The organism is Bacillus sp. FSL R5-0709, from assembly GCF_038004785.1.
Classification (GTDB): Bacteria; Bacillota; Bacilli; order Bacillales; family Bacillaceae_G; genus Bacillus_A; species Bacillus_A mycoides.
Window position 1 is genome coordinate 1453169 of the sequence record NZ_JBBORT010000001.1, and the last position, 24232, is coordinate 1477400.

Sequence of the window (24232 nt, forward strand, 5' to 3'; positions counted from 1 at the left end):
GATTTTATGACAAAAATCACAGTAATAGGAGCAGGTAGCTGGGGAACAGCGTTAGCGATGGTATTAGCTGACAATGGGCATGATGTACGTATTTGGGGAAACCGTCCTGAACTCATGAATGAAATTAATACGAAGCGTGAGAACAGTAGATATCTTCCAGGGATTACATTGCCAAGCACAATCGTAGCCTACTCTTCTTTAGAAGAAGCATTAGTAGATGTAAATACAGTACTGCTAGTAGTACCGACGAAAGCGTACCGAGACGTATTGCAAGAGATGAAAGAAATTGTTACAGAGCCAATTACTTGGATTCATGCAAGTAAAGGAATCGAACCAGGTACGTCAAAACGTATTTCGGAAGTGATTGAGGAAGAAATTCCAGAGAGCTTGATTAAGGATGTTGTTGTACTATCTGGGCCGAGTCACGCTGAAGAAGTTGGATTGCGTCAAGCGACAACTGTTACGTCTGCAGCGAAGCGTATGGAAGCGGCTGAGGGAGTACAAGATTTGTTTATGAATAGCTATTTCCGTGTATATACAAACCCAGATATCGTTGGAGTTGAACTTGGTGGTGCTTTAAAAAATATTATTGCACTAGCTGCGGGGATATCTGACGGGCTTGGATTAGGTGATAATGCGAAAGCGGCATTAATGACACGTGGTTTAACAGAGATTGCTCGTTTAGGAAGAAAAATGGGCGGAAATCCGTTAACGTTTGCTGGTCTAACTGGTATGGGAGACTTAATTGTAACTTGTACAAGTGTGCATAGCCGAAATTGGCGCGCTGGAAATATGCTTGGAAAAGGGCACTCTTTAGAAGAAGTGCTAGAAAGTATGGGTATGGTTGTAGAAGGTGTAAGAACAACGAAAGCTGCTCATGAATTGGCAGAGAAAATGGAAGTTGAAATGCCGATTACAGCTGCTTTATATGACGTGCTGTTCAATGGGAATAATGTGAAAGATGCAGTAGGCTCATTGATGGGACGTGTTCGAAAACATGAAGTTGAAGCGATACCTGATTTGTTATAAAGAAAGCGGTAGAAGTACATTTCGTACTTCTACCGTTTTTTATTTTTTATGGGTCTTTTCACCAATTTTTCATCTCTGCATAGGATGAAGAGTAACTTGAGGAGAGGGTGAAAAGAATGGATAACAACATTTTTAATAACATTGAAAAAGAAGCGAAAGTGAACAAAGAAGATATTTTTAAATTAGCGTCGTCTGTTCAAAATGCGAACTTACGTGATGAGACAGTGCTTCGCCAATTGATTCATCAAGTTGCTCTAATGGCAGGACGCGAAGTGCCGAAAGAGCAAGAGGATCAAATTGTAAAAGCGATTATTAACAATAATATGCCGGCGGATTTTGGTTCGTTAAGTAAAATGTTTAAAAAATAAATTATGAGAAACAAAGAGTTTAGAGAATGCATATGATAGTTATGAAAGAATGGGAATAGAGCTGTTAAGGGTATATTTGGTCAACCGAAGCGCATCATTTCGTGCTTCGGTTTTATTATTTTAAATAAAAATCATCAATTCACGGAAAAATGATGATTTTTATTTGTTTAAAGATTTTAATTTGTTAAAATAGTATAAAAATAGATTGAAAGTAAAGGGGTGTATATATGTCGGAAGGACTTATGAAAATGTGGTTTGCTTTAGGGGCAATTGGATTTATGTTTCTTGCAGTAAGTTTTATTTTATTGAGTAGGCATAAAATGAAGAATAAATTTTTGAAAGGGATTACAGCTTTAGTGGCGTACACCCTCATGATTGTATCGGGAATTGTTATTTTCCTTGTTGTATTTAGTGGCCCTATTGAGCAATAAAGGATGTGTAGTCGGTAAATGTTACAAAAGCAACAGTCCATACTAGCATGAAAAGGTGATTGTCAGTGAAAAAAATCCATATTATTTTAATATTTTGTTGCATGAGCATTTTAACAGGGTGTATGTATCCAAGAGAAAATATGAAACAAAGTGCTATTCCTTATGAAGACCAGTTGCAAGTTGTGCAAAAAGCCATTAATACATATAAGGAGCAAACGGATGGTTTATTACCAATTAAGACGCGTGATATGAGTACGCCGATTTATCAGAAGTATCCAATTGATTTTCAAAAAATTGCTCCAAGGTACATACAAGAGGCGCCAGGGAATGCGTATGAAAGTGGTGGGGTATATCAATATGTATTAATAGATGTTGAAAAAAATCCGACAGTAAAGTTAATTGATGTGAGAATGGCGGAACAAATTCAAGAAGTGGCATTGAAGCTAAGGATGTATCGTGATGAACATCAATATCCACCTTTTAAAAAAGTGATTACAGATGGTGTTTATGAATTAGACTTCAAAAAACTAGGATATAAAGATGTACCACAAGTGACAAGTCCGTACTCAGGAAAAGGTCTCCCTCTTGTAATTAATGAAAAAGGAGAATTGTTTGTTGATTATAGAATCGACTTATATGAAGCGTTGAAAAAAAATGAAGGACAATTTAAAGAAGGTGAAGATATCCGGAGTATACTATCGAAGGATTCCCCGTTTGTTCCTGCATATTCTTTGCCGTACACAGTAAAAAATGGAGAACCAATTTTTTTAAAATCATAAGTCATGAACCTTTCTTTTAGTGAATAAGTTCTAGAAGAAAGGTTTTTTATGTTATACAACTTGCGATGCAAACAAAAGGTATTTTTAAATAGTCATATGAAATTGGACAAAATTATATGATATATTGTCCGAACTTCTAGAATACCATTATATTATATCAGATATTATAGGCAACATTAGAGAAGGTATTAGTTGACTATAAACGTGGAATTATTCCCAAAAATATTGAGGGAGGGAATCACTTGGAAAAGGTAGATATTTTTAAAGATATTGCGGAACGCACAGGCGGTGATATTTATTTTGGAGTTGTAGGAGCTGTTCGAACAGGGAAATCAACATTTATTAAAAAATTTATGGAACTTGTTGTTATTCCCAATATTGAAAATGAGTCAGACCGTCAAAGAGCGCAGGATGAACTGCCTCAAAGTGCTGCTGGTCGTACAATAATGACGACGGAACCGAAGTTTGTTCCAAACCAAGCGGTTTCTATCGAAGTAGATGAAGGTCTTGAAGTGAATATTCGATTAGTAGATTGTGTTGGATATACGGTTCCAGGAGCAAAAGGCTATGAAGATGAGAATGGTCCGCGCATGATTAATACTCCTTGGTATGAAGAGCCTATTCCATTCCATGAAGCTGCAGAAATCGGAACACGTAAAGTAATTCAAGAGCATTCAACAATTGGTGTCGTTATTACAACAGATGGAACAATTGGTGAAATTCCAAGAAGAGATTATATAGAGGCAGAAGAACGCGTTGTAAATGAGTTAAAAGAAGTAGGAAAGCCTTTCATTATGATTATCAATACTGTACAGCCATACCATCCAGATACGGAGCAGTTACGTCAAAGTTTATCAGAAGAATATGATATCCCAGTAATTGCGATGAGTGTAGAGAGTTTAAGAGAAACAGATGTGTATAACGTACTGCGAGAAGCATTATTCGAGTTCCCGGTTTTAGAAGTGAATGTAAACCTTCCGAGCTGGGTAATGGTACTAAATGAAGGGCATTGGTTACGCCAAAGTTATCAGGAAGCGGTTCAAGAGACTGTAAAGGATATAAAACGTCTTCGTGATGTGGACCGTGTCGTTTGGCAGTTTAGTCAATATGAATTTATTGATCGAGCGAGTCTAGCTGGCATCGATATGGGGCAAGGTGTGGCAGAGATTGATTTATATGCGCCAGATGAATTGTATGATCAAATTTTAAAAGAAGTAGTAGGAGTAGAGATTCGAGGGAAAGATCATTTATTAAAGCTTATGCTCGATTTATCTCATGCGAAAACAGAATATGACCAAGTGGCGGATGCCTTGCGGATGGTAAAACAAACCGGATATGGAGTAGCAGCGCCTGCATTAGCTGATATGAGCTTAGATGAACCGGAAATTATTCGTCACGGCTCAAGGTTCGGTGTTAAATTAAAAGCGGTTGCGCCGTCTATTCATATGATTAAAGTGGATGTAGAATCAACATTTGAACCAATTATCGGTACTGAAAAACAAAGTGAAGAACTAGTTCGTTACTTGATGCAAGATTTTGAAGATGACCCGCTATCAATTTGGAATTCTGATATATTTGGGCGCTCTCTTAGCTCTATTGTTAGAGAAGGAATTCAAGCGAAGTTATCTCTAATGCCAGAAAACGCTCGTTATAAATTAAAAGAAACGCTAGAAAGAATTATTAATGAAGGATCTGGCGGATTAATTGCGATTATATTATAAGAAAAAAATCCCTCTAATTGCAGAGGGATTTTTTTCTTTTTGAGTACGTAATAGAAAAATAAACAGTCATTATCTAATATTTTGTTGTAAATTGTCAAGTTTCATCAGAATTTCACATTTTTAGAGTAACAATTTCCTTAAAAATATTGAATTATAAAGGAGAATCGTATAATATAGGCGTTGATAATGATTTATCTACATCTTTGTAGTATAGAATTTGTAAAAATTGCCTACAAATGAAAGTAAGACTCATTTTATGATCATTATACAGTCTTATCTTTGGGAGGAGGTGAATGGCATGAACAAGACAGATTTAATCAATGCTGTTGCAGAAGCAAGTTCCCTTTCTAAAAAGGACGCAACAAAAGCAGTGGACGCTGTTTTTGATTCTATCTTAGAAGCTTTAAAACAAGGTGATAAAGTACAACTAATCGGATTCGGTAACTTCGAAGTTCGTGAGCGTGCGGCTCGTAAAGGTCGTAACCCACAAACAGGTGAGGAGATTGAAATCGCTGCAAGTAAAGTACCTGCATTCAAACCTGGTAAAGCGTTAAAAGATGCGGTTAAATAATCCTTACATATTAACAGGGAAGAAGAGTTTCCTTTTTGGAAACTCTTCTTTTTGCTTTTAAAAACATAAATATGCTAGAATGTGTTCGTATCACTTTTAGGTTTTTCGGGAGGGCTAGCGGATGGCAAAAGTTAATTTAGAACAAATTGAACATGCAGTACGTCTTATTTTAGAGGCAATCGGAGATGACCCAAATCGCGAGGGAGTACTTGATACACCGAAACGTGTTGCGAAAATGTACGCAGAAGTATTCTCAGGAATGCATGAGGATCCGAAAGAGCATTTACACAAAGTATTCGGAGAAGACCACGAAGAGCTTGTGCTAGTAAAAGATATACCATTCTATTCGATGTGTGAGCATCATCTTGTTCCGTTTTATGGAGTTGCTCACGTTGCATATATTCCGCAAGGTGGAAAAGTAACGGGACTAAGTAAATTAGCTCGTACTGTAGACACAATTGCGCGTCGTCCGCAACTACAAGAACGTATTACATCAACAGTAGCTAACTCTATTATGGAAGTACTAGAGCCGCATGGTGTAATGGTAGTAGTAGAAGCAGAGCATATGTGTATGACGATGCGTGGTGTGAAAAAGCCTGGTGCGAAAACAGTAACGACTGCAGTGCGCGGCGTGTTAGAAAATGATGCAGCAGCACGTAGTGAAATTTTATCGTTTATTAAGACGAATTAAAGAAGAGCGGGAAACTGCTTTTCTTTTTTTTATATACAAAAAAATGATATAGTTTTAATGTTAAAGAGCAAGAATATAAAGGTTGAAAATTACTTCTGCCTTTTGTGTAAATGAATGTTTGTAGTTGTTAGAGACGAAGATAACTTGTATGAATAAAAGTTGAGGCTTTATTCGGTGGCAGTTTGGCAGAAGTAGCCAAGTTTTGATTATAGAAAATAGAATGTATGTGTTATAATAAATTTTATGAATTAGAAAACAAGGGTGATTTTTTGTGTGTGACATCTACGGAGGGTATGCGGGTATTAAAGAGAAATTGATGGAGAAATTACGCCATCCTTATTTTATAAACTATATTGAAGAACCATTTATTGATGAAGAAAAAATAGCGCTGTTATACGGTGCATTAAAAAGTGCAAATATACATAAAGAACAAATTGATCATTATGTCGTAACGATTATGCTTGTACAAATTGCTCTTGATACACATGAAAAAGTATCAAATAAAGCAAACGAAGAGACGAGTGGATTCCATAAGCGTCGTCAATTGACAGTTCTTGCAGGGGATTATTATAGTGGTCTATACTATTACTTATTGTCAATGAATTGTGATATTATCTTAATTCGTGCACTTGCTGAAGGAATTAAGGAGATTAATGAACATAAAATTATGCTGTATCAAAAAGCACATGTGACGATTCAAGACATAATGGAAAGTGTAGTAATAATTGAATCTGCGCTTTTGCAAAAAACATGTGATCATTTTCAGTTATCTAATTGGAAACCATATATAACTTATGTGTTAGGAAAAAATCGTCTTCAAAAAGAGTGTCAATTGTATGCTGATAAACAAAATTCACCTGTTTTTCAAGCAGTCCAAAAAATCTCATTGGATGATGATAAAAATTTGGAAACAGTTATTAATGAATGGCTTATGGAAATGAGAAAGCAAGAAGAAAATTTTTTAGAGAATCATACAGAAGTTAATGAGATAATTTCTATGTTAAGAGATAAATCAAGGACATAAGCAACTTTACATTGGAAGAAGGTACGAGCATGCAACAATCAAAAGAAGAAAGAGTACATGACGTATTTGAGAAAATTTCTGATAAATACGATGTGATGAATTCTGTAATTAGTTTTCAAAGGCATAAGGCATGGCGCAAAGAAACGATGCGAATTATGGATGTGAAACCCGGGAGTAAGGCACTTGACGTATGCTGCGGGACGGCAGATTGGACAATTGCACTAGCGGGAGCTGTAGGTGAAGATGGGAAGGTTTACGGTTTAGACTTTAGCGAAAATATGCTAGCTGTCGGTAAACAAAAGGTAGAAGCTTTAGAATTAAAGCAAGTAGAACTTATGCATGGAAATGCAATGGAACTTCCTTATGAAGATAATACGTTTGATTATGTAACGATTGGTTTTGGGTTACGTAACGTTCCGGATTATATGCAAGTATTAAAAGAAATGACGCGTGTAGTAAAGCCTGGTGGAAAAGTAATTTGCCTGGAAACATCTCAACCAACGATGATAGGTTTTCGTCAAGGATATGTCTTATACTTTAAATATATCATGCCGTTATTTGGAAAGATGTTTGCGAAAAGTTATAAAGAATATTCATGGCTTCAGGAATCTGCTAGTACATTCCCAGGGATGAAAGAGTTAGCACGTATGTTTGAAGAAGCTGGGCTTAAGAATGTGCAAGTGAAACCATTTACTTTTGGTGTAGCAGCTATGCATTTAGGTATTAAACCAGAATCAAAATAGAAAATAGAAAAAAGACGTTTTAGGTTAAGGTGAACAATATGAAGTTACAACTTATGTACTCTTTTTTACGATCGGATATTAATGTTATAGAAAAAGAATTGAAGAAGACAGTTGCTTCTGAGCAGCCGTTAGTAGAAGAAGCGGCATTACAGCTTATTGAAGCAGGTGGGAAGCGGATTCGCCCTGTTTTTGTTTTGCTTGCAGGGAAATTTGGGGATTATAAGTTAGATGCAATTAAGCATGTTGCGGTTGCATTAGAACTAATTCATATGGCTTCGCTTGTTCACGATGATGTCATCGATGCTGCGTTTTTACGACGCGGTAGCGCAACAGTGAATGCGAAATGGGGAGATCGTATTGCAATGTATACAGGAGACTACTTGTTTGCGAAGTCTCTTGAATGTATAACAAATATAGAAATTCCAGATGCACATCAAGCGTTGTCTCATACAATTTTAGAAGTTTGTAAAGGTGAAATCGAACAAATTAAAGATAAGTATAACTATGATCAAAATTTAAGAACGTATTTAAGAAGGATAAAACGAAAAACAGCATTGTTAATCGCCGCAAGTTGTCAGTTGGGAGCGATTGCTGCTGGTGCTAATCGTGATACTGTAAATCGTCTATTTTGGTACGGATATTTTGTTGGTATGTCTTATCAAATTATTGATGATATTTTAGATTTCGTATCGACAGAAGAGAAGCTTGGAAAGCCTGCTGGTGGTGATTTATTACAAGGTAACATTACATTACCTGTTTTGTATGCCATGGAAGATCCAGTTCTTCGTCAAAAAATTACATCTGTGCATGAAAATACAACAGCAAGTGAAATGAAAGAAATTATTGATGATATTAAAGCGAGCGAAGCTATTGATAAAGCATTTTCGTTTAGTGAACGTTATTTACATAAAGCATTAGAAATAATAAAACCACTCCCTCGTGGACAGGCGAAGTATGCGTTGCAAAATGTCGCAAAGTATATTGGAAAACGAAAATTTTAGTGTTTTGTCTAAAAAATAAAATAATCTCTCTATTTCAAAACTATTGCGCAATTGTGATAAGGGTGTTAATATGTGTGTGGGGATATACAATTACATACATAATTCAGAAGTGGAGAGATTTTTTATGGAAAAAACATTTCTAATGGTAAAACCAGACGGTGTACAACGTGCCTTCATTGGGGAAATTGTAGCTCGTTTTGAGAAAAAGGGCTTTCAATTAGTTGGTGCAAAATTAATGCAAGTTACTCCGGAAATTGCTGAACAACACTACGGTGAGCATAAAGAAAGACCTTTCTTTGGTGAATTAGTAGACTTTATTACATCTGGTCCTGTATTCGCAATGGTATGGCAAGGTGAAGGTGTAGTAGATACAGCACGCAATATGATGGGTAAAACACGACCACATGAAGCTGCTCCTGGAACAATTCGTGGAGATTTCGGTGTAACTGTTGCGAAAAACATTATCCACGGTTCGGATTCTTTAGAAAGTGCAGAACGCGAGATTGCTATTTTCTTTAAGGAAGAAGAATTAGTAGACTACTCAAAATTAATGAATCAATGGATTTACTAATTATTTTGAAATAATTTGTAAACGCTTTAATAACTGTGATAATAGTAAAAAGTGTGAGAAGAATAGGGGTATTCTTCTTGCACTTTTTTTATTTCGATCAGTTACGAAGTTAGGGCTGTTATGATATATTGGTATGTAAAGTAAAAGGTCTACTATTATGAAAATAATCGAACAATTACAAGTAGGGAAAGCAAACATTCGATTTACTATATAATTTCTTTGTATTTTAAAGAGTGATGGAAGATAATATAGCTGCTTTATGTAGCGGGATAAATACATATGCGAAAAGAGGAATAACGTATGCGATATATTACAGCTGGTGAATCCCACGGTCCGCAACTTACGACAATTTTAGAAGGTGTTCCGGCAGGGGTATCTTTAGTAGCGAATGATATAAATGAAGAATTAGCTAGAAGACAAAAAGGATATGGACGCGGTAGACGCATGCAAATTGAGAAAGACCAAGTGCAAATTGTAAGTGGTGTTAGGCATGGGAAGACGATGGGGTCACCGATTGCACTTGTTGTTGAAAATCGTGATTTTACACATTGGACAAAGGTTATGGGTGCAGAGCCGTTAACTGAGCAGGAAGAGAAAGAAATGAAAAGGCAAGTTACGAAACCTAGACCTGGACACGCAGATTTAAATGGTGCGATTAAATATGGTCATAGAGATATGAGGAATGTATTAGAGCGTTCTTCAGCACGTGAAACGACAGTTCGTGTTGCAGCTGGTGCAGTTGCAAAAAAAATATTAGCGGAATTAGGTATACAAGTAGCGGGACATGTTATCGAGATTGGTGGTGTACAGGCAGCAAATATTAAATATAACTCTATTGTGGAATTACAAAGTACTACAGAAGCATCTCCTGTACGTTGTTTAGATGAAGAGGCCGGTAAAAAGATGATGCAAGCAATTGATGATGCGAAGGCAAATGGTGATTCTATCGGTGGTATTGTTGAAGTAGTTGTAGAAGGAATGCCAATTGGAGTAGGTAGCTATGTACATTATGATAGAAAATTAGATGCAAAATTAGCAGCGGCAATTATGAGTATTAACGCTTTTAAAGGTGTTGAAATTGGAATTGGTTTTGAAGCAGCACATAGACCTGGAAGTGAAGTGCATGATGAAATCCTTTGGGATGAAGTGCAAGGGTACAGAAGACAAACGAACAATGCAGGTGGATTAGAAGGTGGCATGACAACTGGTATGCCGGTTGTTGTGCGCGGTGTTATGAAACCGATACCGACATTATATAAACCGCTTCAAAGTGTTGATATTGATACGAAAGAACCTTTTACAGCGAGTATTGAACGTTCAGATAGTTGTGCAGTGCCAGCAGCTAGCGTTGTGGCTGAAGCTGTTGTGGCTTGGGAGCTCGCAACAGCTTTAATTGAACAATTTGGATTAGATCGTATCGATCTTATACGTGAAAATATTGAGAAACATAATGAATATGCGAGGGGATTTTAATGGAGAACATACATATTCAAACGAAATCAAAAGAATATGATGTACATGTTGGAAGGGAGGCGTTGTCACACTTAACAACGCTTATTCAAAAAATGAATCCTGCAGTATCTAACATAATGATCATTTCTGATGAAGCTGTTGCATCACTGCATTTACAGACAGTTGTTGATGCATTGCAAGTAGAGCAAAAAGTATTTTCGTTTGTTGTACCGAGTGGCGAAAAAGAGAAGTCTTTTGAAAATTTCTATGAGGCTCACACTTCGGCTCTTGAAAATAAATTAGATAGAAATTCTTTAATCATCGCACTTGGAGGCGGAATGATTGGAGATTTGGCTGGATTTGTTGCCGCGTCGTTTATGCGTGGTATTCGCTTTGTCCAAGTTCCAACGACTTTATTAGCTCACGATAGCGCAGTAGGCGGGAAAGTAGCAATTAACCATCCACTAGGAAAAAATATGATTGGAGCGTTTCATCAGCCAGAAGCTGTTGTATATCATACGCCATTTTTACATTCACTTCCTGAAAAAGAGTGGCGATCAGGTTATGCAGAAGTGATAAAGCATGCTCTTATTGGTGATGTAGAGCTATATCATTGGTTAAAAGAAGAAGTGCAAACGTTAACGGATCTTCGTGATGAAAAGTTAATTCATATATTAACGAAGGCGATTCCTGTGAAAGCGAATATTGTGTCGCAAGATGAAACAGAAAAAGGTGTACGTGCCCATTTGAATTTTGGGCATACGTTAGGACATGCTCTTGAAAAAGAGTTAGGATATGGGAATATTACTCACGGTGATGGAGTAGCGGTTGGCATGCTATTTGCTATGTTTTTAAGTGAGCAAGTGTACAAAGTTGATCTTTCTTATGAAGAAATGAAGCAGTGGTTCTTGAAATACGGTTATCCAAAAATGCCAAGTGACTTGAATGTAGAACGTCTCGTTCAGTTGATGAAACAAGATAAAAAAGCAAATGCTGGAACAATTCATATGGTGCTTATGCAGGAATATGGGGGAGTGAATGTCGTATCTATTTCAGATGAGACTGTTCATATTGCGTTAGAAGCATTTCAAAAGGATATGGTGTAAAAAGTCATAGAACAGGTATGAAATGCATATTTAAAGGTATTCTCGTAATGGTGACGGTTATGATTAAAGATGACAGTAAGACATTATAAATCATATCAATGACTGGGGGAAGAAAAGTGAGAGTAAAAGAGCAATTGTTAACTTTGAGAGCATATGTACCTGGGAAAAATATTGAGGAAGTAAAAAGAGAATACGGATTGTCAAAAATTGTAAAACTAGCATCGAATGAAAATCCGTTTGGCTGCTCTGCGCGTGTGACAGAAGCATTAACTTCGTTAGCTAATCAATATGCACTCTATCCAGACGGGGCGGCATTTGAGCTTCGTGAGAAAGTAGCAGAGCATTTAGGTGTAAAAGCGGAACAACTTTTATTTGGTAGTGGGCTAGATGAAGTCATTCAAATGATTAGTCGTGCTTTGCTACATAATGGAACAAATGTTGTAATGGCGAACCCTACGTTCTCGCAATACCATCACCATGCTGTTATTGAAGGAGCAGAAGTTCGTGAAGTACCACTTAAAGATGGCATTCACGATTTAGATGCAATGTTACAACAAGTAGATGAGAAAACGAAGATTGTATGGGTTTGTAATCCGAATAATCCGACAGGTACATATGTAGAAAAACAAAAATTACTTTCATTTTTAGAATCAGTTCCAAAGTCAGCGCTCGTTATTATGGACGAAGCATATTATGAATATGCTGGGGCAGAAGATTATCCGCAAACATTACCTCTTCTTGAAAAGTACGAAAATCTTATGGTGCTACGCACATTCTCAAAAGCATATGGATTAGCTGCTTTTCGTATTGGATATGCGATTGGTGATGCAAAGCTTATTGGGCAGCTAGAGGTAGCAAGACTACCATTTAACACATCAACTATCGCCCAAGCGGTAGCATTAGCGGCAATAGAGGATCAACAGTTTTTACAAGAGTGTGTGAAGAAAAATGCCGGAGGATTAAATCAATATTATGCATTTTGTAAGGAATATAACGTATTCTACTATCCATCTCAAACGAATTTCATTTTCTTGAAACTTGGTATACCTGGTAATGAAGCTTTCGAACGATTAATGAAAAAAGGATATATCGTTCGTTCTGGTGCAGCATTTGGTATGCATGATGGTATTCGTATTACTGTTGGATTAAAAGAAGAAAATGATGAGATTATTGAATTACTTACGGAACTTGTAAAAGAACAAGTGAAGAAAGAAGAAACGTATTCTTAAGAAATGGTGGAGGCTCCTGTTACAGGAGCCTTTTTCATTTGAACTGCAATAAGGGGAGTTGTTTGCACGTTCAAGAAAGAAAACGTTACAATAGAAGTAGACGTATAAGAAGAACTATTGTACATATAACTTATTTAAAATGTGAGGAGGATACAGTTTGAAACTAGTAGGACGAAAAAATAGTTTGAATGGGAAAATTGTTGTTCCAGGAGATAAATCTATTTCGCATCGCTCTGTTATGTTTGGAGCGATAGCGGAAGGGACGACGAAAGTATCAAATTTTTTATTAGGAGAAGATTGTTTAAGTACAATTGCATGTTTTCAAAAACTAGGTGTCCAGATTGAACAGTTTGGTAACGATGTCACGATTTACGGTAAAGGATTACATAATTTACAAGAACCGAAAGAAGTATTAGATGTGGGGAATTCAGGGACGACTATTCGTCTTATGCTTGGGATTTTAGCAAATACGCCGTTCCATAGTACGATAATTGGTGATGCATCAATTGGAAAACGTCCTATGAAACGTGTTACAGACCCGCTTAGTCAGATGAATGCTCAAATTGATGGTAGAGAAAACGGACAATATACACCGTTATCTATTCGCGGTGGTAAGGTAAAAGGTATGCATTACCATTCACCAGTAGCAAGCGCACAAGTGAAGTCAGCAGTTTTACTTGCGGGTTTGCAAGGGGAAGGGATTACTACGGTAACAGAGCCTATGCAATCTCGTGATCATACGGAAAGAATGTTGCGTGCATTCGGTTGTACCGTAGATGTTAATGGACGGACTGTTTCATTACAAGGTGGACAACAACTTAAAGGTGCAGACATAGAAGTTCCAGGGGATATTTCTTCGGCGGCATTTTTCTTAGTAGCTGGTGCAATTGTCCAAAATAGTAAGCTTGTATTGGAAAATGTTGGTTTAAATCCGACGAGAACAGGGGTTTTAGATGTATTAACAAAGATGGGTGCACTTATTTCTATCGATCATATTAGAAATGAAGAGTTTGAACCGTGCGGGGATATTACGATTGAAACATCTAAACTAAAAGGAATAGAAATTGGTGGAACTCTTATTCCAAGATTAATTGATGAAATTCCTGTAATTGCTTTATTAGCAACGCAGGCAGAAGGAATTACTGTTATTAAAAACGCTGAGGAGTTAAAAGTAAAAGAAACAAATCGTATCGATACGGTTGTAGATGAATTAGGCAAATTAGGTGCGAAGATTGAAGCTACACCAGATGGTATGATTATATATGGTAAACAAAGTTTAAAAGGAAATACTGTTAATAGTCACGGCGATCATCGTATTGGGATGATGCTTGCAATCGCATCGTGTATTATAGATGGAGAAGTGAAAATAGAGAATAGTGATGCGGTCGCTGTATCGTATCCGGAATTTTTCGAACAATTAGCTGCGCTATGAGAGAAAGTATAGGAAGAGGTAGTTCACTCAAAAGGTTGCGTTCTTACACCTAGTTGCTTATGATAAATGAACAGAAGAGAATATTTTTTGAATTAAAGGAGACGTTTATGCAAAAGTTTGAACAGGCTGTTTCTTATATTGAAAACGGTGAAGCAGAAAAAGGATTACAATTATTAAAAGAACAACTACGAGTTGCTAATGATGAAGAGAAGTATGATATCGCTCGTTACTATCATACACTTGGGTTTATGGATGAGGCGTTAGCAATTACTGAAGACTTACGCTTGCTATATCCGGAAGAAAGTGAGTTTACGGTATTTTTAGCAGAATTATATATTGATTTAGATAAAGAAGATGAAGCGATTGAAGTGCTTCATGATATTCCAGAAAACGATGATTTATATGTTCAATCGTTATTACTTGTAGCGGATTTATTCCAAATGCAAGGTTTTGATGATGTAGCAGAACAAAAACTATTAAAGGCGAAAGAAATGATGCCAGACGAACCTGTTATTACGTTTGGGTTAGCAGAATTATATAGTAGTAAAGGTGAAGAGCAAAAGGCGATCACTTATTATGAATCGTTACTAGCAGAACATAAAGTTATGGGTGGTGTTGTCATTGCGCTTCGTCTAGCAGAAACTTTAAGTGCTATTGGAAACTGGGAAGAGGCAATCTCTTACTATGAAGCGGGGTTAGAAGAGCAAAAAGATATTCACTCATTATTTGGATATGCCTTCACATTATACCAAGGAGAAGAATATCAAAGAGCAATTGGTGCTTGGCAAGAATTAAAAGAATTAGATCCTGAATACGCATCGTTATACATGTATTTAGCGAAAAGCTATGAAAAAGAAGGCATGCTTCAAGAAAGCTATGAAACACTTCAAGAAGGAATTAAAGTAGATGAGCTGTCTGTTCCTTTCTATGTAGAATTAGCGAATATTGCGGCGAAATTAGGTAAAATAGCGGAGGCAGAAGAAGTGCTTCAAAAAGCGCTGGAGCTAGATCCGGGACATTTAGGTGCGATATTAAAATATGCGTATATTTTAAAAGAACAAGAGAAATACGAAGAGCTAATTGCAGTTGTAGAGCGTGCAATTGACAGTGGAGAACCAGATACACAACTACTTTGGGATCTTGCATTTGCAAAAAAACAATTAGAAATGTATTCGGATGCATTAAAACACTATGAAAGTGCATATACTTCTTTTAAGAATCATCCAGATTTCTTGGAAGAGTACGGTTATTTCTTATTAGAAGAAGGAATGCGAAAAGAGGCGAAAGAAGTATTTACGCAGTTAATACAACTAGACCCGACACAAATTCATATTGAAGAATTGTTATATAATTTAGAGGATTTTTCATAAGTTGGAAGGAAACTGAATGCCGCTTCTTGAATCTAAAAAGAAAAGAGAAAGACAGAGGAGGGACTTAATCGCTATGAATACCCCTGTTTCTGTAAACGAGAAGAAGGATTTTGTAAAATGGTTTTTGAATAATTACCAACTGAAACAGCGTGAATGTGTATGGATTTTGAATTATTTAATGAGTCACGATCAATTAATGCATAAAGTCCACTTCGTAGAACATGCAAAATATTGTCCGCGTGGCTTAGTAATGTCAGCAAATTGTGTGAAAGACACACCGTTTCACTTTTTCAAACAAAATGTAATGACAACAGATGCAGAAAAATCGTTTCATGATATTCGTTTGAATCGAGATGAGGATATTTATATTCAGCTTAATTTTAAATCATCGTTCCAAAATGCAAACTATGTAGCTGTATTAGAAGAAAACCCATATTTGCCAAAGCATATTGAAGTGAATGAAAAAGATCGATTGCTTGCAGAACGATTTTTAGAAGAAAGTGTATTCTCATTTAGAAGAGAACGTCTTTTGAAACAAATTGATGAAGCTTTGGATAAGCAAGATAAGGAAGCATTTCATAGGTTAACAGCAGAGTTGAAGATTTTATAGAATTCATTTTGATTATGTAATCTTTACGAAATTCAGACTTTTTAAGAAAAACTACTTAATAATAGGTAGTTTTTCTTTTTTTACCTCTTTTAGTATGGTTTAATATATATAAAGTGAAAGTTCTGTTATTTCAAATGGAGGAGGGGAGAAAAGGTGAAATGGATTGTAAAAGATGTAGAACAGTTTGAGCAAGCGAGGGAGTATGTAGATACAGGGATTATACCCCTTTTGTCTATTTCGGCAGCAAAAGGGATGAAAATGGTTGTAGAGCAAGGTGAATTTATTGAGGCTTTGAGTATGGAGTTGGAAAGGGAGTATAAAGGAAGAGTGCTTTTACTGCCCGCATTTACGTATTTGGTAGAGAGCCAAAAGAATGAAAAAGACCGTTTGCAAGAATGGACAGATCATTTGCAAAGGCAAGGTTTTAAGCATATTGCCTATGTGACAAGTGACTTTTCATGGAAAGAAGATATGAGAGATGTGCAGGGTGATTTATTTTGGTTTCCATCGTTATCATTAGACCAATTTAGTGACCAAGCGAAAAGGGAAGTTATTCGTGCACACATAAAAAATATTATGGAAATGTTGGAAGAAAGATGGATAAAATAATAATAAACAGAAAGTTCTTATTATTATGAGTAGTATGATATTGACCTATACAAGAGGGTATTATATCATGATAGTGTCCTAGTTTTTATTTTTTATATAATTTTTTCACGAGGGGACAATTTCTGATAGAGGGGGGAAATTTTCGTGAGCGAGAAAGAACATCGTGTGTCAAGAAGACAGTTTTTAAATTACACACTTACAGGGGTAGGAGGCTTTATGGCGGCGGGTATTTTAATGCCGATGACGAGGTTTGCGCTTGATCCGGTGTTAAGAAAAGAAGCGGGAACAGATATGGTTGCTGTTGGACAAGTAAAGGATATTACAACAGAGCCGAAGCGCTTCGATTTTAAGGTGAAGCAGGTTGACGGGTGGTACAAGTCTGAAGAGCCAAAATCTGCTTGGGTGCATAAAGATGAAAGTGGAGAAATTGTTGCGTTTTCTCCAGTATGTAAACATTTAGGTTGCACAGTGAACTGGAATTCGGACAAAGCACATCCTAATCAATTCTTTTGCCCGTGTCACGGGGGACGTTACACAAAAGATGGGATGAACATTAAAGGCACACCGCCTCTTGCTCCGCTTGATGTGTACGAGTCTAAAGTGAAAGATGGAACGCTGTATTTAGGAAAAGCGAAGCCAAGAGGGGGTGCAAAGTAGATGCTAAATAAAATTTATGATTGGGTGGACGAACGTTTAGATATTACACCGATATGGCGTGATATCGCTGATCATGAAGTACCTGAGCATGTTAACCCGGCACATCACTTTTCTGCATTCGTCTATTGCTTTGGAGGACTTACCTTTTTCGTTACAGTAATTCAAATTTTGTCCGGAATGTTTTTGACGATGTATTATGTGCCGGATATTAAAAATGCTTGGGAGTCGGTTTATTATTTACAAAATGAAGTAGCTTACGGGCAAATTGTTCGTGGTATGCATCACTGGGGTGCTAGTCTCGTAATTGTAATGATGTTTTTACATACACTCAGAGTTTTCTTCCAAGGTGCGTATAAAAAGCCTCGTGAGTTAAACTGGATTGTTGGTGTTCTTATTTTCTTTGTTATGTTAGGTCTTGGTTTTACCGGATATTTATTACCGTGGGATATGAAAGCGTTATTTGCTACGAAAGTAGGGATTCAAATTGCAGAGCAAACGCCGCTCATTGGTCCTTATATTAAAACATTACTCGCTGGTCATTCCGAAATCGTTGGCGCTCAAACATTAACTCGCTTCTTTGCTATTCACGTCTTCTTCTTACCAGCAGCACTTCTAGGTTTAATGGCCTTCCACTTCATCATGATTCGCAAACAAGGTATTTCCGGTCCGCTATAAGAGATTGCTAAATTAAAGGGGAAAGAACAAAAGGAGGGAGATTATGCATCGCGGCAAAGGGATGAAGTTTGTAGGAGATTCTCGGGTACCAGTAGCCCGGAAACCAAATATTCCAAAAGATTATTCTGAATATCCAGGGAAAACAGAAGCGTTTTGGCCGAATTTCTTGTTAAAAGAATGGATGGTTGGTGCAGTTTTTTTAGTCGGTTATTTATGTTTAACAGTGGCGCATCCGTCACCGCTTGAGAGAATGGCGGATCCTACAGATGCAGGATATATACCACTTCCAGATTGGTATTTCTTATTCTTGTATCAGTTATTAAAGTATTCGTATGCTTCAGGCTCATTTACTGTAATTGGTGCGTTTATTATGCCGGGGATTGCGTTTGGAGCGTTACTATTAGCTCCGTTTCTAGATCGAGGCCCAGAAAGAGCACCATTGAAGCGTCCTGTAGCAACGGGGTTTATGCTTTTAGCAATTGCATCGATTATTTTTTTAACTTGGGAATCTGTAGCACACCACGATTGGGAAGCTGCAAAAAAACAAGGAGCAATTGTAAAAACAGCACCAGTTGATAAAAATGATGACGGCTACAAGTTGATGCAAAAAAATACTTGTTTAACATGTCATGGTGACAATTTACAGGGCGGAGCGGCAGCACCGGCTTTGCAAAACTTAACTTTAAAACCAGAAGAAATCGCTAAAATTGCGAAAGATGGAAAAGGTTCAATGCCTAAAGGTGTATTTAAAGGTACAGATGAGGAACTGAAAAAGCTTTCGGAATTCGTTGCAAAGTATAATAAAAAATAATAGAAAAGCTGACTACAAAATCTGTGGTCAGCTTTTTATTTTGCGTACCCAGCTAAGCTGGGCACTGTTTGATGGTGAAAGGTTTAAATAGAATTCTACAAGGATTCAAAAATTATTATAGCCTATCTTCAATTGGACAGAAGTGGCTCGGTAAAATAGATTGGTACGTCTTAGAACGGCTTAACCTTTTCTGGAATAAGAAAAGAAATGTTCGAAAGAAACATGGTCGTATCAAGGACTTGATGAAGAAAATAACATACACACTCGTGAAAGTAGGAAGCTAGAACAAACTGAAAGCTAAAGAAGGAAGAGCATCGGAAAGCCGTATGAGGGAAAACCTCACGTACGGTTTGATGAGGGGAAGCTGAAACAGAAAAGGGATAGCAAAGCCATCTCTAAAGAAAATTTAATCTGTTTCAGTTTTCTACTCTACGATGACGGAAAGTTTGCTATATAATAGAGTAGAGTTCGATGAAAGAATTACTTTGTTTGAAAGGTGTTGGACATACAGATTGGCTTACTTGTATGCAATGTTAAGGCAACGTTCGGTACTATTATTTTTATTGGTTGTTAACATATTAGGTACAATTTACGGATTCATATGGTATGGAAATCAATTAAAAGAAACCTCACCTATATTTTGGCCGTTTGTACCAGATAGCCCTATGGCGACTCTCTTTTTTGTCTTTGTTTTAATTGCTTTTTTGATGAAGAAGAACTGGGGGTTAATAGAAGCGCTAGCGATAGTTACTTTAATAAAATATGGTGTTTGGGCTGTTGTTGTAAATGCAATTATGATTTATGTAAAAGGCCCTATTGGCCTTATGGGATATATGTTAATGTTATCTCATTTTGCGATGGCAGTGCAGGGAATGTTATATGCTCCGTTTTATCGGATAAAAAAATGGCACTTCACTGTAGTTGGCATATGGACATTACATAATGATGCAATTGATTATTTATTTTGGCAAATGCCGAGATATGGGATTATGCATTTATTTGTAGAGAAAATTGGTTATTTTACGTTTTGGTTAAGTATTGCTGTACTGTGTATTACATATTATTATTGCTTACGTGAGAACCGAAAACAGTTTTCTTTATGATGGTGAGGACATTTAGGGGGAGAAAATGAAGAAAAATAAGAGCGGTATAAACATATTGGATCGATTGATCACTTTAGTAGTTTCCTATAGCATAGCATTTTCTGTTTTCGCTCTCGCGACAACGGTAGTTGTATATGGAAAATGGTTGTATTATTTTGAAATTGATTTTTTAAATATTCCAGATTTAGCGGATATGACGAAAGATGAAATTAAGAGAAACTATGATGTGCTTATTACATATTTATCGCCGTTTTATGAAGGTGCATTACAATTGCCGACATTAGATATGTCCACAAATGGACGCATTCATTTTGTAGATGTTAAAAATATTTTAGTAAAGATTCAATATATAATGTATGGAACGATTGTAATTGCTGTATTAGGAGGAGCGTATTTATTAAAAAAGAAAAAAGAAAAGTTTTTACTTCACGGAGCGATTCTTACAATTATTTTTCCAATAGCTCTTACGTTACCAATTGCTATTAATTTTGAAAAGAGTTTCGTATTATTTCATAAGCTTTTATTTAGCAATGATTATTGGATGTTTGATATTGAAACAGATCCGGTTATTTTAATGTTACCGGAAGAATTCTTTATGCATGCTGCATGTATTATTTTATTATTGATTTTAGGTGGTAGTATGCTTTGTTACGGTGTGTATAAATATTTAGTGAAAAAGAAAAGGGTTTCAAAGAAAAAATTCTCTGTTTAAAGAGAATTTTTTTGTTTTCATAGAGATAATATATTTTTTGGTTTTGTTCTGTTCTATTCTTGTCCAATTCCACATATTTTGTACTAGTAGTTATAGGGGGGACCGGGATGAAGAGAACATTAATTGGACTGATAGCATTTCTAATTATAATGTTTCCAGTACGTATATATGCTGAAGAGTGGAGTGAACTAACTGGATTGCTAGATGACTCTTTGCAGTTAGTGAAGAAAAAAGAAGATGAAAAGGCAATACAAGTACTGTACCATTTCTCAGAGCAATTTCTATCAAAGGAGAATGAAAATAATTCAAAAGTAACTCCGGGACAAATTAGAGTCGTTTCTTTAGCATACGATAAGGCGAAACAATCTCTCGCGGAAGATTCAGATAGGCAAGTTAAAGTGGATAATATGTTAGCGTTACAACTTGCTGTTGATGCACAAGTATCTAAATATCAGCCACTTTGGATGGAAAGAGAAAGAAAGATAATGAATGCTTTTTCTCAAGTAGAAAAGGCGATGGAAAAAGACGATGATGGACAGTTCCAACAGACGCTAAATACATTTTTAAATGAATTTAATATTATTTATCCTAGTTTAATGATTGCTCTGCCAGAAAACGAAGCGCAGCGTGTAAATGCACATTTATCTTATTTGGATGAATTTCGTAACGTTATGTTAAAAACGAAAGGTGGACAAATGCAACTAGGGATTATTAAAGGTGATTTGCAAAAAATATTTCATACAGTAAAAAAAGATGAGATTGCTCCCTCTCTCATTTGGTTTATGACAATTACTGGAGGACTTATTTTGTTCACTTTAACGTATGTTGGATGGAGAAAGTATAAAGGGGAGAGAGAGAAGCGGAGAAGCAACTTGCATTCTAAAGATAAATAATACGCATAAATAAAGATACGGATTGTAAGGTTTATTTATTGACAACGGTGGAAGAAAAAAATAGAATGAGAAGTACTATAATTAAAACTTCAATGGAGGTTTATGATGTTTTATTTAATTTACTTCGCGATCATTTTGATCATACCGTTGTATGCACAGTCAAAAGTACGTAGTGCCTATAGCAAGTATTCACAAGTTTATTCAACATCAGGTATGACAGGAGCGGAAGTGGCTCGAAAAATTTTAGATGAAAATGGATTGTACAATGTAGCCGTAGAAGAAACGCCAGGTCATTTGTCAGATCATTATGACCCGCGTGTAAAGACGGTTAGATTATCGACAGATAACTATTATGGTCATTCAGTTGCTGGTACAGCTGTAGCAGCACATGAAGTAGGACACGCAATTCAAGATGCGAAAGATTATAACTTTATGCGTGTACGCCATTCGTTAGTGCCAGTTGCTAATTTTGGTTCAAACATGTCATGGGTTTTTGTCCTAATTGGTGTATTTGCACAAATGTCTGGTTTGTTGTTACTAGGAATTATTTTAATGGCAGCAGGTGTTATTTTCCAACTTGTTACATTACCAGTTGAGTTTGATGCATCAAAACGCGCAATGCAACAAATTGAAGCACTTGGTATCGTATCAACAGATGAGTACGGTCAAGCTCGTAAAGTATTAAATGCGGCAGCATTAACATATGTAGCAGCAGCTGCTGTAGCAGTATTTGAATTATTACGTCTCGTATTAATTTATACTGGTATGCAGCGTAGCGACGATTAAAGACTATCAATTTTGATAGTCTTTTTTTGTTTTGTGGATTGAATCTTATAATATGTTACAAATGGAAATAATAGAGAGAATATGGGGTATAGAACTAGTTAAAATAAAGATAAGTATGGAATGATGAAAGAAGGTGACGGACATAGAATATCCATATTATTTAGTTAAACAAGTGAAGGAGCGTAGTGCTACATACCAATTAGAAGGTTTTTTAAGTGGACAGGGCCCTAAAAACCCGAAATTAATGCTTGTTGGAGAAGCACCTGGTGAAACAGAAATTCATAATGGGATTCCATTTAGTGGGAGAGCGGGAAAACATTTAATGGAATTTTTAGAACGTATTCACGTTACAAGGGAAGAAGTATATATTACGAGTGCGGTCCGGAGTAGACCTTATAAATGGAGAGAGAAAAGGGAACGAAATGGCGAAATAATACAGAAGAAGTACAATAGAACACCGAATCAAGGTGAGATACTTGCCCATGCACCTTTGCTAGATTATGAACTGGAATTTATACAGCAGCCGGTTATTGTCACACTTGGTAATATTGCATTACAGCGTTTAGTTGGTAAAAATAATAAAATTACGGATGTTCATGGAGAATTGTTAAAGCAACCTGTGCAGCGATTGAAAGATAGCAGCAGTACAGAATTTATTTGGTCAGAAAAAGAATATCATATTTTTCCGACCTTTCATCCAGCTTCTATTTTCTATAATCGGAGTTTGTTGGAGCTTATTTATGAGGATTTGGAGAAACTTAAAAGATTTATAATAAAAAACTAGAAAAGCTACAGAGCTTTTCTAGCTGAATTTAATTATGTAACGGATTTTTATTTTCATCTAATGTAAATCCTTCACCAACAACATCGTGTACATCACTTACAGCGACAAAGGCATGTGGATCTACTGAAATAATGATATTTTTTAATTTTACGATTTCATTTTTAGCAACAACACAATATAGTACATTACGTTCTATTTTTGTATAGGATCCAACTGCTTTTAAAAAGGTTGCTCCGCGCTCCATTTCTGATAAAATTTTTGAAGCAATTTCATCGTTTTTATCAGAAATAATAGTTGCTCCTTTTGCTGCATAAGCACCTTCTTGCATGAAATCAATAACCTTAGCCCCGATAAAAACAGCAACTAACGTATACATGCCCTCGCGATATGATAAATATGTAAGAATAGAGATAATGATAACGACCGCATCAAACATAAACATCGTTTTTCCCATACTCCAGCCAACATATTTGTGAGCTAGCCTTGCGATAATATCAACACCGCCAGTAGTCCCGCCGTATTTGAATATAATTCCAAGTCCTATGCCGATAAATGCCCCAGCGAATAAAGCAGCCAGTGTCATATCATTTTGCAAGTTTAAATGTAAGTTGAGAACCTCGTAGCGCTGAAACACCCAAAGGAATAAAGAGACGCTAAATGTACCGATTAATGTGTATAAAAATGTTGTTCGGCCGAGTAATTTCCAGCCAATGAAAAATAGAGGGACGTTTAAAATTAAGTTTGTATAGGAAGGATCAAGTGAAAATTTAAAATATAATAATAGCGTAATGCCGGTAAATCCACCCTCTGCAAGATGATTTTCAATATTGATATTCACAATACCGAAAGAAAAAATAGCGGAACCGATTAAAATAAAAATGATATTTCGAATCTTCAAATTTGATGTCATTTAGAAATCCCCCTAATTATGTAATGATTGCATTGCTCCTCTTAAACGATAGAACATAATAATAAGTTATTTCTAGTTGATAGTAAAAATAGAGAATGGTATAAGAGCTTAATTAGTTCAGCCTGATATTGTGCGGAAAAAATGCAAAAGAAAGTTTCACTTTA

General features: G+C 36.2%; 27 protein-coding genes. 26 read left to right on the plus strand and 1 reads right to left on the minus strand.

The features are described 5' to 3' along the window. Positions 1-6: 6 nt before the first annotated feature. The 26 genes from MKX37_RS07515 (at position 7) to MKX37_RS07640 (ending at position 23158) form a co-directional block, all read left to right on the plus strand. A complete protein-coding gene (locus MKX37_RS07515; protein WP_002011813.1) occupies positions 7-1029 on the plus strand; it encodes an NAD(P)H-dependent glycerol-3-phosphate dehydrogenase in 1023 nt (340 codons plus the stop codon). A 116-nt stretch (positions 1030-1145) separates the two neighbouring features. Continuing rightward, complete coding sequence (locus MKX37_RS07520) at positions 1146-1397, plus strand: stage VI sporulation protein F (protein WP_000369753.1); 252 nt, start codon at positions 1146-1148, stop codon at positions 1395-1397. Between the two features lie 227 nt (positions 1398-1624). After that, positions 1625-1828 carry a DUF2768 domain-containing protein gene (locus MKX37_RS07525; protein ID WP_002011815.1) on the plus strand — a complete coding sequence of 68 codons (204 nt, stop codon included), beginning with the start codon at positions 1625-1627 and terminating at the stop codon, positions 1826-1828. 65 nt (positions 1829-1893) lie between these two features. Beyond that, positions 1894-2607, plus strand: coding sequence for a hypothetical protein (locus MKX37_RS07530; RefSeq protein WP_002126422.1), 714 nt, complete (start codon positions 1894-1896; stop codon positions 2605-2607). 242 nt (positions 2608-2849) lie between these two features. Then, on the plus strand, positions 2850-4328 hold the full coding sequence (gene spoIVA / locus MKX37_RS07535; RefSeq protein ID WP_000416521.1) for a stage IV sporulation protein A: 1479 nt from the start codon (positions 2850-2852) through the stop codon (positions 4326-4328). Between the two features lie 298 nt (positions 4329-4626). Beyond that, positions 4627-4899, plus strand: coding sequence for an HU family DNA-binding protein (locus tag MKX37_RS07540; protein WP_001043860.1), 273 nt, complete (start codon positions 4627-4629; stop codon positions 4897-4899). A 121-nt stretch (positions 4900-5020) separates the two neighbouring features. Next, the gene (folE, locus tag MKX37_RS07545; RefSeq protein ID WP_002011819.1) at positions 5021-5590 is read left to right on the plus strand and encodes a GTP cyclohydrolase I FolE; all 570 of its coding nucleotides are present in this window, start codon (positions 5021-5023) and stop codon (positions 5588-5590) included. A gap of 271 nt (positions 5591-5861) precedes the next feature. Next, complete coding sequence (locus MKX37_RS07550) at positions 5862-6614, plus strand: heptaprenyl diphosphate synthase component 1 (RefSeq protein WP_002030763.1); 753 nt, start codon at positions 5862-5864, stop codon at positions 6612-6614. Between the two features lie 29 nt (positions 6615-6643). Continuing rightward, positions 6644-7357 (plus strand): 2-heptaprenyl-1,4-naphthoquinone methyltransferase, encoded by a 714-nt coding sequence (menG, locus tag MKX37_RS07555; protein ID WP_002086620.1) that lies wholly within the window; start codon positions 6644-6646, stop codon positions 7355-7357. A gap of 38 nt (positions 7358-7395) precedes the next feature. After that, positions 7396-8358 carry a heptaprenyl diphosphate synthase component II gene (gene hepT / locus MKX37_RS07560; protein ID WP_002011823.1) on the plus strand — a complete coding sequence of 321 codons (963 nt, stop codon included), beginning with the start codon at positions 7396-7398 and terminating at the stop codon, positions 8356-8358. A gap of 124 nt (positions 8359-8482) precedes the next feature. Further along, positions 8483-8929, plus strand: a complete 447-nt coding sequence (ndk, locus tag MKX37_RS07565) for a nucleoside-diphosphate kinase (protein ID WP_000415879.1) — start codon at positions 8483-8485, stop codon at positions 8927-8929. A gap of 300 nt (positions 8930-9229) precedes the next feature. Continuing rightward, a complete protein-coding gene (gene aroC, locus MKX37_RS07570; protein ID WP_002126430.1) occupies positions 9230-10402 on the plus strand; it encodes a chorismate synthase in 1173 nt (390 codons plus the stop codon). Continuing rightward, positions 10402-11487 carry a 3-dehydroquinate synthase gene (aroB, locus tag MKX37_RS07575; RefSeq protein WP_002011826.1) on the plus strand — a complete coding sequence of 362 codons (1086 nt, stop codon included), beginning with the start codon at positions 10402-10404 and terminating at the stop codon, positions 11485-11487. The genes aroC and aroB overlap by 1 nt, the downstream gene beginning before the upstream one ends. 116 nt (positions 11488-11603) lie before the next feature. After that, a complete protein-coding gene (hisC, locus tag MKX37_RS07580; protein ID WP_002188988.1) occupies positions 11604-12716 on the plus strand; it encodes a histidinol-phosphate transaminase in 1113 nt (370 codons plus the stop codon). A gap of 157 nt (positions 12717-12873) precedes the next feature. Next, positions 12874-14148: a 3-phosphoshikimate 1-carboxyvinyltransferase gene (gene aroA / locus MKX37_RS07585; RefSeq protein ID WP_016092969.1), complete on the plus strand. Its 1275-nt coding sequence runs from the start codon at positions 12874-12876 to the stop codon at positions 14146-14148. Between the two features lie 107 nt (positions 14149-14255). Then, on the plus strand, positions 14256-15518 hold the full coding sequence (locus tag MKX37_RS07590; protein ID WP_002086616.1) for a tetratricopeptide repeat protein: 1263 nt from the start codon (positions 14256-14258) through the stop codon (positions 15516-15518). Positions 15519-15591: 73 nt separating this feature from the next. Continuing rightward, positions 15592-16128, plus strand: coding sequence for a ReoY family proteolytic degradation factor (locus MKX37_RS07595; protein ID WP_002086615.1), 537 nt, complete (start codon positions 15592-15594; stop codon positions 16126-16128). Between the two features lie 153 nt (positions 16129-16281). Beyond that, positions 16282-16737: a YpiF family protein gene (locus MKX37_RS07600; protein WP_002126440.1), complete on the plus strand. Its 456-nt coding sequence runs from the start codon at positions 16282-16284 to the stop codon at positions 16735-16737. A 144-nt stretch (positions 16738-16881) separates the two neighbouring features. After that, positions 16882-17394 carry a menaquinol-cytochrome c reductase iron-sulfur subunit gene (gene qcrA / locus MKX37_RS07605; RefSeq protein ID WP_002011835.1) on the plus strand — a complete coding sequence of 171 codons (513 nt, stop codon included), beginning with the start codon at positions 16882-16884 and terminating at the stop codon, positions 17392-17394. Continuing rightward, positions 17395-18069 (plus strand): menaquinol-cytochrome c reductase cytochrome b subunit, encoded by a 675-nt coding sequence (gene qcrB / locus MKX37_RS07610; protein WP_000932700.1) that lies wholly within the window; start codon positions 17395-17397, stop codon positions 18067-18069. 43 nt (positions 18070-18112) lie between these two features. Then, entirely contained in the window at positions 18113-18880 is a 768-nt protein-coding gene (qcrC, locus tag MKX37_RS07615; protein ID WP_002011836.1) for a menaquinol-cytochrome c reductase cytochrome b/c subunit, read from the plus strand. A gap of 512 nt (positions 18881-19392) precedes the next feature. Then, positions 19393-19983, plus strand: a complete 591-nt coding sequence (locus MKX37_RS07620) for a DUF1405 domain-containing protein (RefSeq protein ID WP_002126441.1) — start codon at positions 19393-19395, stop codon at positions 19981-19983. A 25-nt stretch (positions 19984-20008) separates the two neighbouring features. After that, positions 20009-20695: a lipoprotein intramolecular transacylase Lit gene (gene lit / locus MKX37_RS07625; protein WP_002064533.1), complete on the plus strand. Its 687-nt coding sequence runs from the start codon at positions 20009-20011 to the stop codon at positions 20693-20695. A 107-nt stretch (positions 20696-20802) separates the two neighbouring features. After that, positions 20803-21588, plus strand: a complete 786-nt coding sequence (gene ypjB, locus MKX37_RS07630; protein ID WP_002126445.1) for a sporulation protein YpjB — start codon at positions 20803-20805, stop codon at positions 21586-21588. A 105-nt stretch (positions 21589-21693) separates the two neighbouring features. Further along, on the plus strand, positions 21694-22374 hold the full coding sequence (locus MKX37_RS07635; RefSeq protein WP_002086606.1) for a zinc metallopeptidase: 681 nt from the start codon (positions 21694-21696) through the stop codon (positions 22372-22374). A gap of 133 nt (positions 22375-22507) precedes the next feature. Further along, positions 22508-23158, plus strand: a complete 651-nt coding sequence (locus MKX37_RS07640) for a uracil-DNA glycosylase (protein WP_002011844.1) — start codon at positions 22508-22510, stop codon at positions 23156-23158. A 28-nt stretch (positions 23159-23186) separates the two neighbouring features. Here the strand turns inward: MKX37_RS07640 and MKX37_RS07645 are convergent, their stop codons facing one another. Further along, positions 23187-24068, minus strand: a complete 882-nt coding sequence (locus tag MKX37_RS07645; RefSeq protein ID WP_002126452.1) for a YitT family protein — start codon at positions 24066-24068, stop codon at positions 23187-23189. Positions 24069-24232 lie beyond the last annotated feature (164 nt).

Bases quoted from the DNA above. Each gene is read 5' to 3' on its own strand.
- aroC (WP_002126430.1), top strand. From the start codon at position 9,230: ATGCGATATATTACAGCTGGTGAATCCCACGGTCCGCAACTTACGACA.
- hepT (WP_002011823.1), top strand. From the start codon at position 7,396: ATGAAGTTACAACTTATGTACTCTTTTTTACGATCGGATATTAATGTT.
- qcrB (WP_000932700.1), top strand. From the start codon at position 17,395: ATGCTAAATAAAATTTATGATTGGGTGGACGAACGTTTAGATATTACA.
- MKX37_RS07520 (WP_000369753.1), top strand. From the start codon at position 1,146: ATGGATAACAACATTTTTAATAACATTGAAAAAGAAGCGAAAGTGAAC.
- ndk (WP_000415879.1), top strand. From the start codon at position 8,483: ATGGAAAAAACATTTCTAATGGTAAAACCAGACGGTGTACAACGTGCC.
- qcrC (WP_002011836.1), top strand. From the start codon at position 18,113: ATGCATCGCGGCAAAGGGATGAAGTTTGTAGGAGATTCTCGGGTACCA.
- menG (WP_002086620.1), top strand. From the start codon at position 6,644: ATGCAACAATCAAAAGAAGAAAGAGTACATGACGTATTTGAGAAAATT.
- MKX37_RS07540 (WP_001043860.1), top strand. From the start codon at position 4,627: ATGAACAAGACAGATTTAATCAATGCTGTTGCAGAAGCAAGTTCCCTT.
- MKX37_RS07645 (WP_002126452.1), bottom strand. From the start codon at position 24,068: ATGACATCAAATTTGAAGATTCGAAATATCATTTTTATTTTAATCGGT.
- aroB (WP_002011826.1), top strand. From the start codon at position 10,402: ATGGAGAACATACATATTCAAACGAAATCAAAAGAATATGATGTACAT.
- folE (WP_002011819.1), top strand. From the start codon at position 5,021: ATGGCAAAAGTTAATTTAGAACAAATTGAACATGCAGTACGTCTTATT.
- MKX37_RS07515 (WP_002011813.1), top strand. From the start codon at position 7: ATGACAAAAATCACAGTAATAGGAGCAGGTAGCTGGGGAACAGCGTTA.
- MKX37_RS07595 (WP_002086615.1), top strand. From the start codon at position 15,592: ATGAATACCCCTGTTTCTGTAAACGAGAAGAAGGATTTTGTAAAATGG.
- MKX37_RS07590 (WP_002086616.1), top strand. From the start codon at position 14,256: ATGCAAAAGTTTGAACAGGCTGTTTCTTATATTGAAAACGGTGAAGCA.
- MKX37_RS07635 (WP_002086606.1), top strand. From the start codon at position 21,694: ATGTTTTATTTAATTTACTTCGCGATCATTTTGATCATACCGTTGTAT.
- MKX37_RS07525 (WP_002011815.1), top strand. From the start codon at position 1,625: ATGTCGGAAGGACTTATGAAAATGTGGTTTGCTTTAGGGGCAATTGGA.
- ypjB (WP_002126445.1), top strand. From the start codon at position 20,803: ATGAAGAGAACATTAATTGGACTGATAGCATTTCTAATTATAATGTTT.
- lit (WP_002064533.1), top strand. From the start codon at position 20,009: ATGAAGAAAAATAAGAGCGGTATAAACATATTGGATCGATTGATCACT.